A 16,328-nucleotide genomic window follows, 5' to 3' on the forward strand; every position below is an offset into this window, starting at 1 on the left:
AGGCGGCCGCCGAGGCCGACGCCGCCGCCGCGCGGGCCACCCGGGCCGCCGGCACCGCCCAGTCCCTGGCCAACAGGGCCGCCGCCGCTGCCCGGGTGGCACGCGACGCCGCCAACAGCGCCGCCACCCACGCGGAGAACGCCGCCAAGGCGGCCGACGACGCGGCCGCCAACGCGGGCAAGGCGATCGAGTACGCCAAGCGGTCGACCGCCTACGCCGAGGCGGCCGTGCAGGCGGCCACCACGGCCTCCAACGCGGTCAAGGAGGCCCAAGCCGTCGAACAGGCGGCACGCGACGCCGAGACCGCCCGCATCGCCGAGGACGAGGCACTCGGGATCGAGGAGGCACGCCTCGGGGCGCAGGCGGAGCTGGACGACGCCAACCAGGTCAACAGGGCGCGCACGCAGGCCGACCAGACCGCCACGGAGATCAAGGACCTCATCGCGGCCGCCGAGGCGGCGCTGGCGTCCGGAGACACCGCCACCGCCGTGACGACCGGCCGGAAGGCCGCCGTCAAGCTCCTCGACTCGGCCGGTACGTGGACCCGGGAGGCCGCCGAGTTCGCCCTCGCCGGCACCGACCACGACGTGGTCAACTGGATCAGCGCCGACCGCCTGCTCGCCCAGGGCCAGGACGACCGGGAGAACGTCCTCGCCATCGCGAAGGCGGCCCCGGTCACCGTCGCCACGGCCGCCCACCAGGCGCTGGCCTCCGAGGACCCGAACGCGGTCCGCGCCTTCCTCGACCACGGGGTCATCGAGGCCGCCGCCGAGGACAACCGCGTCATGGTGCTGAACATCCTCAACCAGAGCCCCGGCTCCGCCGTCAAGGCGAAGGCCGAGGCGGCGCTGAACGACGGCAGCGCCCTGGCCCTCCACCGCTTCCTCAGCGTCGAACTGTCGGAGGCGACGAAGGAGGACGACAACGTCGAGGTGTTCCGCCTCCTCGACTCCGGCGGCCCCTACATGCGCTCGGCGGCGAGGATCGTCCTGCAGGGCTCCGCCCGCATGCGGCGCGCCTTCGTCCTGCGCGACAAGTTCAACATCGCCCGCCTCGACCAGGACCACGCCACGCACGTCGCCGCAGTCCGCGCCGCCATCGCGCACGCTGCGAAGATCGCCGCGAAGGCGCTCGAGGACGCCGCCCTGGCGTCCAAGGCGGCCGCGGAGGCCCGTCAGGCCGCGCAGGAGGCGTCCGAGTGGGCGGCGAAGGCGAGCGGCTACGCCAGCGATGCCGCAGATTCCGCGGCGCAGGCGAAGTCGTACGCGGACGCCGCGGACAAGTCGGCCGCCGACGCGGCCCAGTCGGCGAAGAACGCGCAGGCGGCCGCGGCCACCGCGCGCGGTGCGGCCCGTACCGCGAACTACTCGATGCGGCAGGCGGCGGCGTCCGCGAAGCAGGCGGTGACCTTCGCCGCGAACGCGCAGGCATCCGCCACCCAGGCGCAGGCATCCGCCCAGCAGGCCGGCCAGGACGCACAGGCCGCCGCCGACGCCGCCAGCGAGGCCCGCTCGATCGTGGCGGCCAAGCGGAGGGCCGAGGCCGAGGCGGAAGCGCAGCGGGCGGCCGAGGAGGCGCGGCAGCACGAGCAGAACGGGACCAACCCGTCCGACAGCCCCGAGAACGACGACGACGGCGACACCAAGTTCTGGGGCCTGTGGCCCGAGGACACCGGTGACCCCAAGGACTGGGCGGACGCCACCGGGCACTGGAGCACGCTCTTCGGAACCGCCTCGGTCGTGCTCGGCGTGGGCGCCCTGGTCTTCCCGCCGGCCGCACCGGTGCTCGGGGCGCTCGCGCTGGGCGCCGGTGTCATCTCCTGGGGTCTGCAGGGGGTCAGCGCCTACTTCAAGGGGAAGGGCTACGGCTGGCGGAGCAGCGAGTTCCATGAGGCACTCGGCCTGTTCGTGGTCGGCGGCATATTCCTCGGCAAGGGCAGGCTGCTCAGCAAGTTCGGTTTCGCCGAGGAGATCGGTGCCAAGGTCTCGGGCGTCGTCGAGGACACGGCGACCGCGGTGATCGGCTGGCTCACCTGGTAGGTACCGTTCGCATGCCGGCGGGGGTGCCGCGTGCTCGCGTCGCGGGCACGCGGCACCCCCGCCCCACCAGGCATGTCAGTCCGCAGGACCGGCGAAAGGCAGACCGTGCTGACCTCTTCATTCTCCGTCACCGAGTGGTGGATAGCCGCCATCGTGTCCGGTATCGCCCTGGCGGTGGCGGTGCAGTCCATGGTCACCACGAGAAAGGACAAGCTGAAGGCGGTACTGCTCCCGCTGGCCGGTGCGGCTTTCCTCGTTCTGAGTTCGGCGGCACGCGGGTACGAGGGAGAGACCCCGCTGATGCTGTTCACCGCGACCATGCTGGGCTTGACGGCCACGAGGATCATCTTCGCCCGGTACCTCAGGCGTCAGCTCGATCTGGTGCGTTCCGGGCAGCCCATGAAGGAACTGACGGCCCTGCAGACCGTCGTCTTCTTCGTCACCTTCACGGCCGTCGTGGCGGCCATCGCGGTCTTCCTGTGATGGTTCTCCGGATCCTCGCGGTGCTGGTCCCCGAGATGGTGATCACCTGCATGCTGCTGCGCTGGCTGCCGGTGAGGCAGGAGCGGTGGATACCGGCGATACCGCTTCCGGTGATCGCCGTGGTGGCGCTGCTGCTGCGGTTCGTCGCGCAGGTGCCGTGGTCGGCCGCGCTCGCCGCGTGCACGGGCTTCCTGTGGGGTGTCGTGCCGGCGCTGGCGCCGTTCCGCGGGTGGGTGTCGTCGTGGACACTTCCCGTGCGGGGGGATGCCCGTCTGCGGGCGCACGAGGTGGCGCTGGTGGCGCTGGGCGTGGTGACGCCGCTGTCGACGAAGGGGACGAAGGCGGCGATGGAGAAGGCGTTCGCGGTACGCCAGGTGACGCGGGCGCGGGGCCCGTTCCCGCTGATGGCCGGTGTGGCCCTGCTCGTGCTCCCGGTGGTGTGCGCGGTGGGCGCCTGGTCGGCCGCCGACGCGCTGGGGTGGGCCTGAGAGCCGGGCGTGCGAGATCACAACGCCCGCGGGGTCATGGGCGTTCGTGCTGTGCCACCGCTGCACATCGGGCTGGAGGCGATCACACACCTTCGCCTGGCGGATGTCATCGATCCACATGTTGCGGCAGACCTTGCGCAACCAGCCGCGACGGGCGTTCACGTCCACGTCGGCGATCGATGACCACCGTTCCGCGGCCGCCATGAAGGTTTGCCGCACGAGGTCTGCCGCGGCGGCTTCGTCGGCTCCCATCCGCACCATGGCGTAGCGCGTCAAGTCGCCCGCTTCCCTGTCCCAGAGGGCCGCCATCTGTTCCGCGACCTCCTGCGGGATGCGCCGTTGTGTCATTCACGTCACCCCCCGGTCTGTTGCTGGGGCGCCCCCCACGCATAAGGCTGCGGCGGCAGCGGTTTTCCACTGCAGCAGGCAGCGAGGGCCCGGACCCAGTGTGCGTTCTGCCGGGCCCTCGTCGTGCGCGCGTCAGTCCGTCGGGGACTCCGGTTCTGTGATTGTGATCGAGGCGAGCGCCTCCGCGATGTCGGTCTCGGCCTTCGAGGCGCAGGGCCTCGCGGAACGTCAGCTCCAGGACCTTCTTCGCGTCCGTGTCATACGGGATCAGCAGGGGGACCTCGTCGGCCTGCGGGGGCAGCGTCGGCGTCACCGCGTTGCGCACCGCCGCCGCCGTGAGCGACTCCGGCTCGGCGAGCAGGCCGAGGGCAAGGTGGCCGGGCAGGATCTGCGCGTTGCCGGCCGCCCGGGCCTCCTCCTGCGCCGCCACGACCACGCTGCGGGCGCGCGGGGTGAAGCGGCTGAACCCGGCGTTCGGGTCCATCTTCGCAGCGTCCGGGTCCTTCGGCACGAACCGCTTCTGCGCGGCCTGCCGGGTGACGCCCATGCTACGGCCGATGTCCGTCCAGGAGGCGCCGGAGCGGCGGGCCTGGTCGACGAAGTGGCCGATGAGGTGGTCGGCCAGGTCCCCGAGGTGGTCGGCCGCGAGGACCGCGTTGGAGAGCTGGTCGAGTGCGTTGGTGTGGACCTTCTTGATGGCCTCGATCAGGTCGTCGAGGCGTACGGCAACGTTCGTACCGCGTGGGTTCGTCGTCATGATGCAACCGGCAGGTTGACGCCTCGAAAGCGTCAACCACCAGTTGACACGGCCGGGCTTGGGGCCGGGCCGGGATGGTCGTGGTCCTCTTCGTAGACCCGGCCGCGAAGGTCGCATCCTTCAGGCTGTCACGTCGCAGATGCGGGTGCTGTGCATTCCCGGAGACCCCGTTCATGTGGTTCACCGTCCCAATCTCGACGTGCCCGGAGCCGGGATGCTGGAGGGCGACAAGTTGCCAGCCGAGTGTCTCCGGCAGCGGGGCGTCGGCGGAGGCCCAGGAAACGGCCAACGCCGCGGCGCGGAAGACGAGTTCTTCATCGTGGGTGGGTGGTTGCGGGGCCGTGAGTGTCGTGATCTATATTTATCGTCGTGATGACGATAAAAGCAAGTGCCGACGCGGTCGAGGTCCGGGCAGCCTTGGGTCTGGGTGAGGAACACCGTGAATGGACGGAGGCGCTGGAGTGGACCCCGGCCGACGACCATGAGGCCGAACTCCCCGCAGGGCAGCAACTGACGTCCCTGCTCACACGGCTGAAGCTACCGGTCGAGGATCAGGCGGAGATGGCCGAGGCGGCGGAGGAGGCAATCGAGCCCGACACGCCCTGGCGCTGGCTCCTGGACCGCACGGTCGCGTCCCTGCGCGCCACGATGGGCCTAGACACCCTCATGCCCCCACGCCCCGCCCTCACCACCGACAGCCCGACCGGCCGATGGCTCACGGTGCTGGCCTGCCTCGCCGTCGTACCGGACGTCCGCGCCCTGCACGCGAGGATGGAGGTGCCGGACGAGGTGTCGTGGGCGAGCCTGGGGATTCTCGGAGAGAAGGCGGCGGTACGGCGAAGGACGCTGGCGGGGGCGCGGGCGGGGGCGGGAACCGAGGTCGAGGCTGAAGCCAAGGCCCCTTTCTCATACGACAACTACCTCCTTCCGGTGTTCCAGGGTCGTCGCTACCGCCTTGACGGCTTGGACTGCCGGGCGTCGAACGTCTCAATCGACGTACGACTGCCCTACGGCACAGAGCCGTTCGGAATCCTCCCCGACATGGCCTGGGCTCATGAGATCCACTACTTCTTCCGCCGCCTCCCCCGGCGGTACGCGGACGGGGTGCGGTTCGGCTACGACGCCATCCCCTGCCGCATCGGCAGTTGGATCAACGACCCCGCTGTAGGCGACTACCTCCCCGAGGACCACGAGATCCGCCGCTTCATCCGCAAATGCCAGCACTTCAGCCACTATGGCCCCGGCCCGGCGGACGAGACGGGCCTCACCTCCGGCGACCGGGACGCTCTCGAACAAACCTTCGGGCAATCGCCTGCGAACCGTGAAACAGCCCTCCACCTGACCCCCACCACCCCGGTCCAGCAAGCCGTCCTGGAACACCTGGGGGCCGGCAATCACTGGGCTCTGGATCACTGCGGACAAGCCATCTGGGACTACTCGCCATATCCGCGGAGGGCGACATGAGAAGAAGGGCCGGGGCCCTCGCGCGAGCGTCAGCCGACGCCCTGATCAGGAGGGCTGTCCCGCAAGTGATCTCAGACATGCTCCTCATGGGTCGTCGGCATAGATCCGTGATCCGGTCAGGGCGACGTTGTGGAGGCGGCGATGCCGAGCATGGCGTGGTGGACGCCGACGCCCTTCAGACGGCACTGCCGGGCCGAGGTCAGTACAGCCACCGATCCAGGAGCCCCGGCCAGAGAAACCCCTCGTAGCCTATGAAGGCCGCAGAGTCGGTCTCCTTCAGCTCCTCTGCCAGCCGGTTCAGCTCGGCGAAAGCCTGCTCTTCCTCCTCTTCGGAGAGGTACTCCTCGGGGCCGTCCGGCTCGCTGAGAAGCTCTGAGGCAGTGACGCAGCTTCCGTAACGGTGAAGGGCGTCGAGCCACACGTCGACACTCGAGTTGGCGAACCGTGCCTCCCCGTCCGGCATGACGAAGTAGACCACCCCGGTCTCCGGCTCGACGCCGAACGATGACCACTCGGCCGGCTCATCGGGGTCCGCCTGCTCGGTGAGACGGTAGAGCGGGCCGCGGGATGTGAGCAGGACCGGATCAGCCTCGCTCTGAATCACGACTCGCTCGATGAGACGTGGAGCTACCGGAATGCCCACCTCGACGAGCTGCACCTTCATGAAGTCCGGGATCCGCCAGCCAGCCACAACGTCCCGTCTGGCTCGCGCGACATGGCCGAGACCGGCCCACTCAGTCAGCTGGTCATGCGTCGCCATCGAACGATCCTCTTCGGTCGGCTGCAGTCCTGACCCCATCGGGCCGACCTCTGCTCATGTGCCGAAGCACGATGGTTGTCACCATCGGCGGCCCACTGACTTGCGGCTTCAGCATGGCGAGGCAGGGTAGTTGTCACCAGGTCGGCACGCTACTTGTCACCAGCAGCGCGGAAAGCGCGGCAGTTGTCACCGGCTCCAGCGTTCCACCGCCATTGGACCTGCACGACGGCCGTGTGACCGAGCAACTCAGCATGGTCTCATCAGCGCCTCATTCCCAACCACTAGGAGTCGAGGGAGGCGGTGTTGCGTCGGGTCTCCGCGAGGTGGATGTCGATGTACCGCGTGAGGGTCAGCGCGTCCTGCGGCTCGTCGGCCTGGAAGGTGACGCGACGCAGCAGGCTGACCCCGTCGAGCGCGACGCCCTCGCGGGCGAGGACGAAGACGAGGGCGAGGAAGGCGGACCGGGCGTTGCCGTCGTCGAAGGGATGGAAGAAGCACACGTCGAGATAGGCACGTGCGGCCCGGGCGGTGAGGGGAAGGGGCCGCTCAATGTGGTGGGCGCTCTCTGCCAGGCAGGCGTCGAGGCGGGATCGGGTGTCCGGGCCGATGCCGTAGCGTTCCCGGCCACCCTTGGCGAAGGCCGGCAGGTCGCGGAACGGCGGCGGCTGCGGTGTGCCCAGGACATGCTGCTGCCAGCGCTGGAGCAGCTCGAAGTCGAGGGAGGCGCTGCGCGCCGCGTCGGCCCGCAGCAGGTCTAGGGCAGCGAGCAGGCCCCGTGCGCGTGCGGGATCCAAGACGCCGTCGAAGGAGCGTATGTCCTCCGCCGCCCCGTCGCGCGACGGGGCCACTGGTTCGTCCCGGCCGGCTTCCGGAACCTCCTGCCATGGCACGGTTTCGCGCACCGCGAGCCAGCGCTCAAGGTGGTCCGGCGCCGGCCTGGCGGATCGTGCGCCGTCGTCCGGCCGCAGCGACAGTGCGAGCTGCTCCGCGACATCCTCGACCAGCACAGGGTCGGGGCCGGTCCAGCTCGCGAACCGCCCGCCGATCGCCTCGTCGACCAGCTCCTGCGCGACGTCGGGAGCGACACCCCAGCGGCTGAGGAACCAGATGAGCACTTGACGGCAGTGTCCGTGCCAGCCGCTGCCGCAGCCGGTGCGGTCGGTCACCTGCAGGATCAGGTTTCGGGCGGCGCGCTCCCACAGGATCCGCTGGTCCTCGACCTCGGACAGGTCCAACGGGTACGCGTCGAACCACCTGGCGAGGCTCTCCAGCCACTCGCGCCACTCGCACAGCGCCGCGACGACACGGGAGAGAGTCTCCTGCGGTGTGGTGATCGAGTCCCGCGGGCAGCACCAGTTCCCGACGGGTCCTCCGTCGAAGTCGCCTTCGTCGTGCGCCCAGCGCCAGCCCACGGTCCAGCGGCCGTAGTGCTCGGCGAGGGCGTGCGACATGGCGTCGGCCCAGGGCTGTCCCTCGCCCCAGCTCCAGGTGTTCATCGCCAGGTCACCGGAGGGGATGTCGGGGCGGCTGGGCACCCTCCGGGCGGGCCCGAGCGACCGCACCACCTGCGGCGCCGACGCGCTGTCGAAGAAATGACGGGCGGGATCCACATCGTCCCAGGTCAGAAAACTGGGCGCCAACTCGACAATCACCGCGCCAGCCTGCCACGTCCACCCGACCGTGGTTCAAGCGGATTACCGCAGGGACGGAGAAATGTGCGGAAGGGGGCCCTTCGTGACAACTGTGGGGCTCGAGGTGTCAATTGAAGTACTCAGATGTCGGCCGAAGGGGTCTCATTCCGTCAGCCGCCCTGCGCGGGACCGCCCTGCGATCTTGGTGAGGCCGCACTTGCGGGACAGTCCTTTATCCGGCTGTACTGCGCCAGCGGCCAAGCCCTCTGCGGCACCGTGCGTAGGCGTACTCTCGGCCTATGCCTGCCAACTTGGGTGACCGGCTCAGGGACGTTCGCAAGCGTCGGGGGATGACCCAACAGAAACTCGCCCGCGAGTCCGGTGTGTCTGTGTCGCTGATTCGGAAGCTTGAACAGGGTGAGCGGCAAGACGCCCGCCTGGAGACCGTGCGTCGGCTCGCTGCGTCGCTCAGGGTGCCCACCATGCGCCTTGTGACGGAGTCGGCGGAGGACGGAGCGAGCCTCGCCACCCTTGACCAGTGGGCGCCCGTCAGAAGGGCGCTGACAGCCCCGCTGAGGGACGTAGCCGAGCTGGACGAGCCGCCAACAGCGGAAGGGGTGCGCGAGGCGCTCGGTGCTGCTGTGCCCCTGTTCTCCGGGGACCGGTTCGGGGAGTTGCAGGCACTCCTGCCCCCACTGATTCGGGATGCTGACACCGTGGCACGCCTCGATCCCGAGGGGCGCGCTGTCCGCGTGCGTCTATTGCAGCTCACCGGTTGGCTTCTGACGCAGACCCGGCAGTTCGAAGCGGCTGAGTGGTGCCTGGGGGCTGCCCTGGACGGCTCTGCGGACCGGCTGCAAGGTGCGTCCACGGTCAACACGATGTGCTGGCTGCTGCTGCGGCGGGGAAAGCTCGGTGAAGCGCGGGAGTTGGCCACTCAGTGGGCCGACGACACGGAACCCCGGCTCTCACGGGCGACCCCGGATGAACTCAGCGCGTGGGGGTGGCTGCTGCTGCGTCTGTCGGCTGCCGCCGTACGGGACAACCGTGCCGAAGAGGCGGAGGACGCGTTGAGGTTGGCCCACTCTGCCGCCGTGGCCCTGGGACGGGAGTTCGCCCCCGGGAGGGACTTCCTCCGGGCGTTCGGCCCCGTCACGGTGGCGCTCAAGCGAACCGAGAACGCCATGGTTCTGGACCGTCCGGACGTGGTGCTCAAGCTTGCCTCGAAGATCCCGGCGGCAGGCTTCCGCTCCACGTCGAACAACCGCAACCGTCACCTCCTGGACGTGGCCGACGCATACGCCCGGACACGGCAGTACGGGCAAGCCGTCGACACCTTGGCGAGCATCCGCAGTGCTGCCCCGGAGTGGCTGCCGAACCAGCGTTACGCCCGTGACATTCTCGGCCGCGTCGTGGCCGGGCGCCGGACGCTGACGGGGGAGATGCGCTCCCTCGCTGACACGGTCGGGCTGCCCGTGTGACACCCCGTGGCACTTCCTGTTGATCTTGAACAGAACTGCCATTGTTGCTGGTCGGGCTGATCTCTAGCGTCGCATGGCATGACCACCGAACCCACGCGCTACAGCGCGCCCCCGGTTGAACTGCCGTTGCGGCTGGACCTGGAACCGACCCCTGTTGAGGGGTGCCCTGGTTGCACCGAGCTCGCCTCCGTACGGGACCGTGCCCGCGCCGGGGGCGACATGACGACGGTCTCCGACTGCAACGTCCGTCTTCGTCGACACCCGGAGGGCCACCAGTGATCCCCCGCGACGCCGAAAGCGCCCCTGTGGACGATGGAAGGCCGTTACTCACCTTGCGGGTGTCTCGGGACAGCGGGCGCACGTGGGGCGCTGAGACGGTCGTCCGCAGCGCGGAGAACCTGACTCCGTTGCTGTCCTCCGTATGGCCGCTCTGCCAGTGCCCGAAGTGCAGGAGTGCGTAGCGCCCATCAAGCGACCCCGTCCGGCGACGGCGAGCGACCCAGCCGGGCGGGGCCCTCCGCTGCCGCCGCTACAGGTTGAACACCGCTGTCACGGGCGCGTGGTCGCTCCACCGCTCCGCATGGCTGGCGGGCCGCTCCACGTACGCCTTGACGCACCGCTCCGCCAAGCCGGGCGAACTGACGATCAGATCAATCCGCCAGCCCGTGTCGTTGTCGAAGGCGCGGCCCCGGTAGGACCACCAGGAGTACGGGCCCTCCTGGTCCGGGTGGAGGGTGCGGACGACGTCGACGTACGCCGCCTCGTCGAAGACGCGGCCGAGCCAGGCGCGCTCCTCGGGGAGGAACCCGGAGTTCTTCCGGTTGGCCTTCCAGTTCTTCAGGTCGGCCTCCTGGTGGGCGATGTTCCAGTCGCCGCACACCAGGACCTCGCGGCCGTCGGCCGCCGCGCGCTCCTTGAGCTCCTTCAGGTACGGGAGGAACGCGTCCATGAAGCGGATCTTCTCGTCCTGCCGTTCCGTGCCGACCTCGCCGGACGGGAGGTAGAGGCTGGCGACGGTGACGCCCGGCAGGTCGGCCTCCAGGTACCGGCCGGACGCGTCGAACTCGCTCGCGCCGAAGCCGACCCGTACGGCGTCCGGCTCACGCCGTGTGTAGAGGGACACACCCGCGCGGCCCTTCGCGGCGGCCGGGGCGTGCGCCGCGTACCAGCCCTCGGGGGCCCGCACCGCGTCCGGAATCTGGGCCTCCTCGGCCCGTACCTCCTGCAGGCAGACCACGTCGGCGGCCGTGTCGGCCAGCCACTCCACGAAGCCCTTCTTGGCGGCGGCGCGCAGGCCGTTGACATTGGCGGTCGACACAGTGAGCATCCCGGCACAATACGACAGAAGAACCGAGCGACCCGCCACCCCATCCGCATAGAAGTACGATCTGCCGTATGAATATTCAGCCCATGCCTTTCGATCACCCCGACGCCGTCAAGCTCAGCGACCAGGTCCAGCTGGAGTACGCCGAGCGGTACGACGGCGAGGGGGACGTCACCCCACTCGATCCGGCCACGTTCCGGCCGCCGCGCGGTCTCTATCTGATCGCGTACGACGAGTGGGACCGTCCCGTCGCGACGGGCGGCTGGCGTGCGCAGGAGGAGAACGGCGAGGGGTACTGGGACGGCGACGCCGAGCTGAAGCGGATGTATGTGATCCCCGAGGCGCGGGGCCGGGGCATAGCCCGGCGCATCCTGGGCCTGCTGGAGGAGGACGCCCGTGCGGCGGGCCGTCTCCGGATGGTCCTGGAGACCGGGGACATGCAGCCCGAGGCGATCGGCCTGTACACGTCCAGCGGGTACGCGCCGTGCGCCAAGTTCGGCTACTACCGCACGTATGACGCCAGCCGCTGTTTCGCGAAGACGTTGACGGGTCAGTAAAGAAACAGTGACGCGCCCCTGACAATTGTCGGGTGGCGTGGCACGCTGCCTCACGCAGCTCGATCCGGTACCGCGATCCGCTCCCCATCCCTTCGTTCCCCCCACCACCCTGCCCGGGCGGCCGCCCCAGGCTGCCCCGGCACGGCAGAAGGAGACATGTGTGAGACGCCATCGCTCCTCCACGGGCATCCTGCTGACCGCCGGAGCCCTGCTCGCGGGCGCCCTGACCGCCGCCACTCCGGCGAGCGCCGCCCCCGCCCCCGCCCCCGACACCGCGGCCCCCGCCACCCACGCCGTCACGGCCGCCGAGCAGCGGGGCGCCGCCGGATTCTGGACCGCCGAGCGGATGCGCGGGGCCACCCCGCTCGATCTGCTTCTGACCCCCGCCCAGGCACGGAAGTTCAGGGCGCCGCAGCCGGGCGGCAGGCCCACCACCGTCGCACCGACGGCGCCCACGGCTCCGACCGCCCCCGCCGCTGAGGCGGACAGCGCCGCGGAGCCGGTCCTCGGGGCCCTGGCCTTCCCGCAGTCGGGCGGCCCCTGGTCCGGCGGGGGTGCGGTCGTGAAGACGTCGGGCCGGGTGTTCTTCACCTTCGACGGCCGTACCGCCTCCTGCTCCGGCAACGCCGTGACCAGCCAGAACCAGTCCACCGTCATCACGGCCGGGCACTGCGTGAAGTACCAGGGCAGCTGGCACACCAACTGGGTCTTCGTCCCGGCGTACGACAACGGCAAGGCGCCGTACGGGCAGTGGACCGCGACCAAGACCCTCACCACGCCGCAGTGGCAGGCGAGCGAGGACATCAACCACGACGTCGGCGCCGCCGTCGTCTCCCCGCTCAACGGTCAGAAGCTGACGGCGGTCACCGGTGCGCAGGGTGTCCAGTTCAACGGCGGCTACAACAAGCCGATGTACGCCTTCGGCTTCCCGGCGGCCTCCCCGTACGACGGCTCCAAGCTGATCTACTGCAGCGGGAACTCCTCCAAGGACTTCCTGTTCTCGCAGGACCACAGCCTGGGCTGCAACATGACGGGCGGGTCGAGCGGCGGCCCCTGGTTCACCGGCTTCAGCGAGGCGTCCGGCACCGGCCTCCAGGTGTCGGTGAACAGCTTCGGCTACACCTTCCTGCCGAACCGCATGTTCGGGCCGTACTTCGGCAACGAGGCACAGGCCCTGTACAACGAGGCCCAGACCTCCTGAGCCCAGACCTCCTGAGCCCAGACCTCCTGAGCCCGGACCGCCCGCGCCGGCCGGCCTTTACGCCGGCCGGCGCGGGCGACGGCTTCACGGGACTCGGGGCGGCCCGCTCAACGGGCCGTGCGTCGGCCGTGCGACGGGCTTTCGTTCTCCGCGCCGTTCGGGCCTTCCTCCCGGGCCTCGTCGAGTTCGGGCGTCCCGGTGCGGTAGTCGGCGGCGTGCGTCCTTACCGGCTCGGGATCGTCGGTGGACGCCTGCTCCGGCCCGGCGGCCCGCTGTGGTTCCGGCTGCGGCCGGGGTGTCGTCGCCGCCTCCGGGGCCGGTACCGATTCCGCTTCCCGCTCCGGTTCCCCGTCCGCCCGCGGTCGCGGCTCGGGCAGGGTCCCGGGCTGTGTCCCCTGCTGCGACCGCGTGTCCGGTGTGGAGGGGAGGTCCGTGCCGCCGCCGGTGTCCGCTCCGGTCCCGGCCCCGGTCAGCCACCGCTGGGCGGGTGAACCGTCACGTAGCCGTGTGACCACGGTCGTTCCGGCGGCCGGCGAGACCGGGGCGAGCGCCAGGGCCTCGCTCCAGCGCGGGAGTACCGCGCCCTGGATGGTCAGGTCGTACCGTACGGCGGTGGCGACCGCAGGCTCGCACGCGGTGAGGACGACCGTGCCGTCGGGGCGCCCGGAATCGGGGCACAGCTGGGGTGCGGCGGCACTGCGCAGCAGCCCGTCCGGCTCGTACGTCCACAGCTGCGTCGCCGCGCCCGTACAGGCCGCGAGGGTCAGCTCCGCCCCGGCCAGGGGCCTGCCGTCGCGGATGTCGAGGCAGAGGCCGCCCGCTCCCGCGTTGCGCAGCGAGGTCCGCAGGGCGCCCTCGACCGGGTGTCCGGCCTGGGCGGGCGGCGGTGCGGGCGGCTCGGTCTCGGGCGGCGCGGGCGCGCTGTCGCTCACCGGCGAGGTGGTCGGCGGCGCCGGTTCCACCGGCGGCCGCGCCGTACCGCCGCCTCCGCTCCCCGGCCACAGGGCGGCCACGGCGGTCAGGAGCAGGAGGCCGGTCACTCCGGCACCGACGCCGGTCAGCAGCGATCCGCCGCGGCCCCGGAGCCGCGCGGCCAGGCGGCCGCGTACGTCCCTGGAGTGCCGCCTCGCGCGGCGGCCCGAGCCGCCCGGCCCGCCGCGCGGCCGGGACCGCCCGGGGCGGGATTCGAGATAGCGGGCGGCGGCGTCGCCGAGCACCGCCTCGGCGAGCAGCAGGGAGAGCCGTCCGCCGGACTGCCGCAGCTGGTCGGCGGCGTACCGGCAGTACGCGCACCGCGCCAGGTGGAGCTGTATGTCCGGGATGAGCGGGCCGGTGCGGCGCAGCGAGATGTCCAGGAGCCGCCCGTAGTGGCGGCACTCCGCGTCGGGGGCCAGCTCGTGGTGGGCGCTCACACAGCGGGCGCGGAGCAGTTCGCGGGCGTCGTCGAGGCTCTCTGCCGCGCCGCGCGGGTCCATGGCGAGGAGGGCGGCGGGAATGGACAGCCCCTCGGCCTCGACCTCCCGGTGCCACAGCAGTACCTGGGCCGGGACGGGCAGGCTCCGAAATGCGTGGGCGACCAGTCGGCGGTTCTCGGCGGGCTCACCGGGGCGGCGAATTCCCGGGAGCATTGCGGCGACCGGGCCATTCTCGGCCCATGTGCGCAGAACATGAGACGCGCTCACCAAGAAATACGGCCGCAAGGCGCCCGGGGGACCGCCTTGGCCTTCCGCACGCTCTTCGGGAGCGCACAACTTTTCGAGCGCCTGCGCGAATGTCGCAGACGTGACGAGGGTCGCCGTATTCCGCGAAGGCGTGAAGAGGGACACGTAGTCGAGTACCGGCTGCCAGTGCCTGGCCATCAGCGCGGCACCGGGAAAGGGGTCCGGGCCAGGCTCTTCGGCTCCGGTGCGCAGCGCCCCGACCAGGTTCTCGTCGGAGCCCCCGGAGTTCGGCCCGTAGGGAGTCTGCATGGGGCTTCTTTCCATCCAGGACAAGGGAGGGGCGCCACTTGGTGCATACCTTCGCGGACGCTTCGTTTTACGATCGTCCGCTCAGTAGGAAAACCTGCCTGGTGGGCTGTGAGGAGCCTCACTTTTGCACAACTTCCCCTTCCGGAACAAGAGTTCCGGAGAGGGGCCCTCGGGTCGGCGTGATGTTGTCGGTGATTGTCGGCGAATGTCGGCTGGCACCGGCACGTGCCGGCGGGCGCCCGCCGGCGCCCGCCGGCGTCGGTGGGTGTCAGCGGGCGTCGGTGGGTGTCAGCGGGCGTGCGGTCGGGCGAGGTTGTCCGGGTGGAGGATGCCACCGAGTTCGTCCTCGGTCAGGAGGCCCTTCTCCAGCACGAGTTCGTGGACGCTGCGGCCGGTCCGCAGGGCCTCCTGGGCGACGGCGGTGGCCTGCTCGTAGCCGATGTGCGGGTTGAGCGCTGTGGCCAGGCCGATGGAATGGGCGACGAGGTGCGCGAGGTGCTCGCGGTTCGCGGTGATGCCGGTGACGCAGCGCTCGGCGAGCGTCAGGCAGCCGGCCCGCAGGTGCGTGAGGCTCTTGAGCAGGCTGTGCGCGATGACCGGCTCGAAGGCGTTCAGCTGGAGCTGGCCCGCCTCGGCCGCCATGGTGACGGCCATGTCGTTGCCGATGACCTCGAACGCGATCTGGTTGACCACCTCGGGGACGACCGGGTTCACCTTGCCGGGCATGATGCTCGAACCGGCCTGGACGGGCGGCAGGTTGATCTCGCCGAACCCGGCGCGCGGCCCGCAGGAGAGCAGGCGCAGGTCGTTGCAGGTCTTGGACAGTTTGACGGCGATCCGCTTGAGCACCCCGGACAGCTGCACGAACGCGCCCGCGTCCTGGGTGGCCTCGACCAGGTCGTCGGCGACGGTCAGCGGCAGCCCGGTGATCCGACGCAGATGCCGGGACGCGCGCGCCGCGTACTCGGGGTGGGCGTTGAGCCCGGTACCGATGGCCGTGCCACCGAGGTTGATCTCCCGGATCAGCTCGCACGCCTCGCCGAGCCGCTTGCGGTCCTCCTCCAGCATGACGGCGTACGTGGCGAACTCCTGCCCCAGCGTCATGGGTACGGCGTCCTGGAGCTGCGTACGCCCCATCTTGAGGACGTCCGCGAACTCCTCGGCCTTGGCGGCGAAGGCGTCGCGGAGCACCTCCATGGCGTCGAGGAGGCGCTGGGCGGTGAAGTCGAGGGCGATCTTGACGGCTGTCGGGTAGACGTCGTTGGTGCTCTGCCCGGCGTTGACGTCCTCCAGCGGGTGCAGATGCCCGTACTCGCCCTTGGCGTGGCCGAGGAGCTCCAGCGCACGGTTGGCGACGACCTCGTTGGCGTTCATGTTGGTCGAGGTGCCCGCGCCGCCCTGGATGACGTCCACGACGAACGCGTCGTGCAGCTTGCCGCCCCGGATCTCCTCGCACGCGGCGACGATCGCGTCCGCCTTGTCCGCACCCAGCAGCCCGAGGTCCCGATTGGCCAGTGCGGCCGCCTGCTTGACACAGGCCAGTGCGGCCACCAGCTCGGGGTACGCCGAGATGGGCGTCCCGGTGATGGGGAAGTTCTCCACGGCCCGCAGGGTGTGGACCCCGTAGTAGGCGTCGGCGGGGATGTCCCGGTCACCGAGCAGATCGTGCTCGGCCCGGAAGGCGGGGGAGGGGGCAGGGGCGGGGCTGGGGTGCGAGGGCGTGTCGGCCATGGCGGCGGTAGGGCTTTCTGTAGGCAGGGCGGGGCGGGGCAGGGAGGGGTGTCGGTTCGTCGCGGGCATGCGTTCCGCCGGGGCGGTGGGGCCC

At 70.7% G+C, this 16,328-nt stretch carries 12 protein-coding genes and 2 pseudogenes; 8 read left to right on the forward strand and 6 right to left on the reverse strand.

From position 1 onward, the window contains the following. The 3 genes and pseudogenes from FVS66_RS04240 to FVS66_RS35400 all read left to right on the forward strand — a co-directional run. A pseudogene (locus FVS66_RS04240) lies at nucleotides 1–2,039 on the forward strand (hypothetical protein); the annotation flags it as partial. Nucleotides 2,040–2,144: 105 nt separating this feature from the next. After that, on the forward strand, nucleotides 2,145–2,522 hold the full coding sequence (locus FVS66_RS04245; RefSeq protein ID WP_149179625.1) for a hypothetical protein: 378 nt from the start codon (nucleotides 2,145–2,147) through the stop codon (nucleotides 2,520–2,522). Next, complete coding sequence (locus FVS66_RS35400; protein ID WP_222946893.1) at nucleotides 2,522–3,010, forward strand: hypothetical protein; 489 nt, start codon at nucleotides 2,522–2,524, stop codon at nucleotides 3,008–3,010. The genes FVS66_RS04245 and FVS66_RS35400 overlap by 1 nt, the downstream gene beginning before the upstream one ends. Before the next feature lie 463 nt (nucleotides 3,011–3,473). Here the strand turns inward: FVS66_RS35400 and FVS66_RS04255 are convergent. Continuing rightward, a pseudogene (locus tag FVS66_RS04255) lies at nucleotides 3,474–4,115 on the reverse strand (Clp protease N-terminal domain-containing protein); the annotation flags it as partial. Between the two features lie 372 nt (nucleotides 4,116–4,487). Here FVS66_RS04255 and FVS66_RS04260 point away from each other — a divergent pair. After that, complete coding sequence (locus tag FVS66_RS04260) at nucleotides 4,488–5,579, forward strand: acyltransferase domain-containing protein (protein ID WP_262386804.1); 1,092 nt, start codon at nucleotides 4,488–4,490, stop codon at nucleotides 5,577–5,579. 199 nt (nucleotides 5,580–5,778) lie between these two features. Here the strand turns inward: FVS66_RS04260 and FVS66_RS04265 are convergent, their stop codons facing one another. Both FVS66_RS04265 and FVS66_RS04270 read right to left on the reverse strand, forming a co-directional pair. Beyond that, the gene (locus FVS66_RS04265; protein WP_149179628.1) at nucleotides 5,779–6,339 is read right to left on the reverse strand and encodes an SUKH-4 family immunity protein; all 561 of its coding nucleotides are present in this window, start codon (nucleotides 6,337–6,339) and stop codon (nucleotides 5,779–5,781) included. A 281-nt stretch (nucleotides 6,340–6,620) separates the two neighbouring features. Then, a complete protein-coding gene (locus tag FVS66_RS04270) occupies nucleotides 6,621–7,991 on the reverse strand; it encodes a Fic family protein (protein WP_149179629.1) in 1,371 nt (456 codons plus the stop codon). A 278-nt stretch (nucleotides 7,992–8,269) separates the two neighbouring features. On the opposite strand from FVS66_RS04270, the gene FVS66_RS04275 reads away from it, so the two are divergent. Both FVS66_RS04275 and FVS66_RS04280 read left to right on the forward strand, forming a co-directional pair. Continuing rightward, nucleotides 8,270–9,451: a helix-turn-helix transcriptional regulator gene (locus FVS66_RS04275; protein ID WP_149179630.1), complete on the forward strand. Its 1,182-nt coding sequence runs from the start codon at nucleotides 8,270–8,272 to the stop codon at nucleotides 9,449–9,451. Nucleotides 9,452–9,529: 78 nt separating this feature from the next. Continuing rightward, the gene (locus FVS66_RS04280; protein WP_149179631.1) at nucleotides 9,530–9,730 is read left to right on the forward strand and encodes a hypothetical protein; all 201 of its coding nucleotides are present in this window, start codon (nucleotides 9,530–9,532) and stop codon (nucleotides 9,728–9,730) included. A 250-nt stretch (nucleotides 9,731–9,980) separates the two neighbouring features. On the opposite strand, the gene FVS66_RS04285 is transcribed toward FVS66_RS04280, so the two are convergent. Then, the gene (locus tag FVS66_RS04285; RefSeq protein WP_149179632.1) at nucleotides 9,981–10,778 is read right to left on the reverse strand and encodes an exodeoxyribonuclease III; all 798 of its coding nucleotides are present in this window, start codon (nucleotides 10,776–10,778) and stop codon (nucleotides 9,981–9,983) included. Between the two features lie 68 nt (nucleotides 10,779–10,846). On the opposite strand from FVS66_RS04285, the gene FVS66_RS04290 reads away from it, so the two are divergent. After that, nucleotides 10,847–11,332, forward strand: a complete 486-nt coding sequence (locus FVS66_RS04290; RefSeq protein ID WP_149179633.1) for a GNAT family N-acetyltransferase — start codon at nucleotides 10,847–10,849, stop codon at nucleotides 11,330–11,332. A gap of 160 nt (nucleotides 11,333–11,492) precedes the next feature. Further along, a complete protein-coding gene (locus FVS66_RS04295) occupies nucleotides 11,493–12,533 on the forward strand; it encodes a peptidase (protein ID WP_149179634.1) in 1,041 nt (346 codons plus the stop codon). A 107-nt stretch (nucleotides 12,534–12,640) separates the two neighbouring features. Here the strand turns inward: FVS66_RS04295 and FVS66_RS04300 are convergent, their stop codons facing one another. Next, the gene (locus tag FVS66_RS04300) at nucleotides 12,641–14,161 is read right to left on the reverse strand and encodes a ricin-type beta-trefoil lectin domain protein (RefSeq protein WP_187645378.1); all 1,521 of its coding nucleotides are present in this window, start codon (nucleotides 14,159–14,161) and stop codon (nucleotides 12,641–12,643) included. 630 nt (nucleotides 14,162–14,791) lie between these two features. Then, nucleotides 14,792–16,234: an aspartate ammonia-lyase gene (aspA, locus tag FVS66_RS04305; protein ID WP_149179636.1), complete on the reverse strand. Its 1,443-nt coding sequence runs from the start codon at nucleotides 16,232–16,234 to the stop codon at nucleotides 14,792–14,794. Between the last annotated feature and the right edge of the window lie 94 nt (nucleotides 16,235–16,328).

It is taken from the genome of Streptomyces sp. TRM49041, assembly GCF_008271805.1.
Classification (GTDB): Bacteria; Actinomycetota; Actinomycetes; order Streptomycetales; family Streptomycetaceae; genus Streptomyces.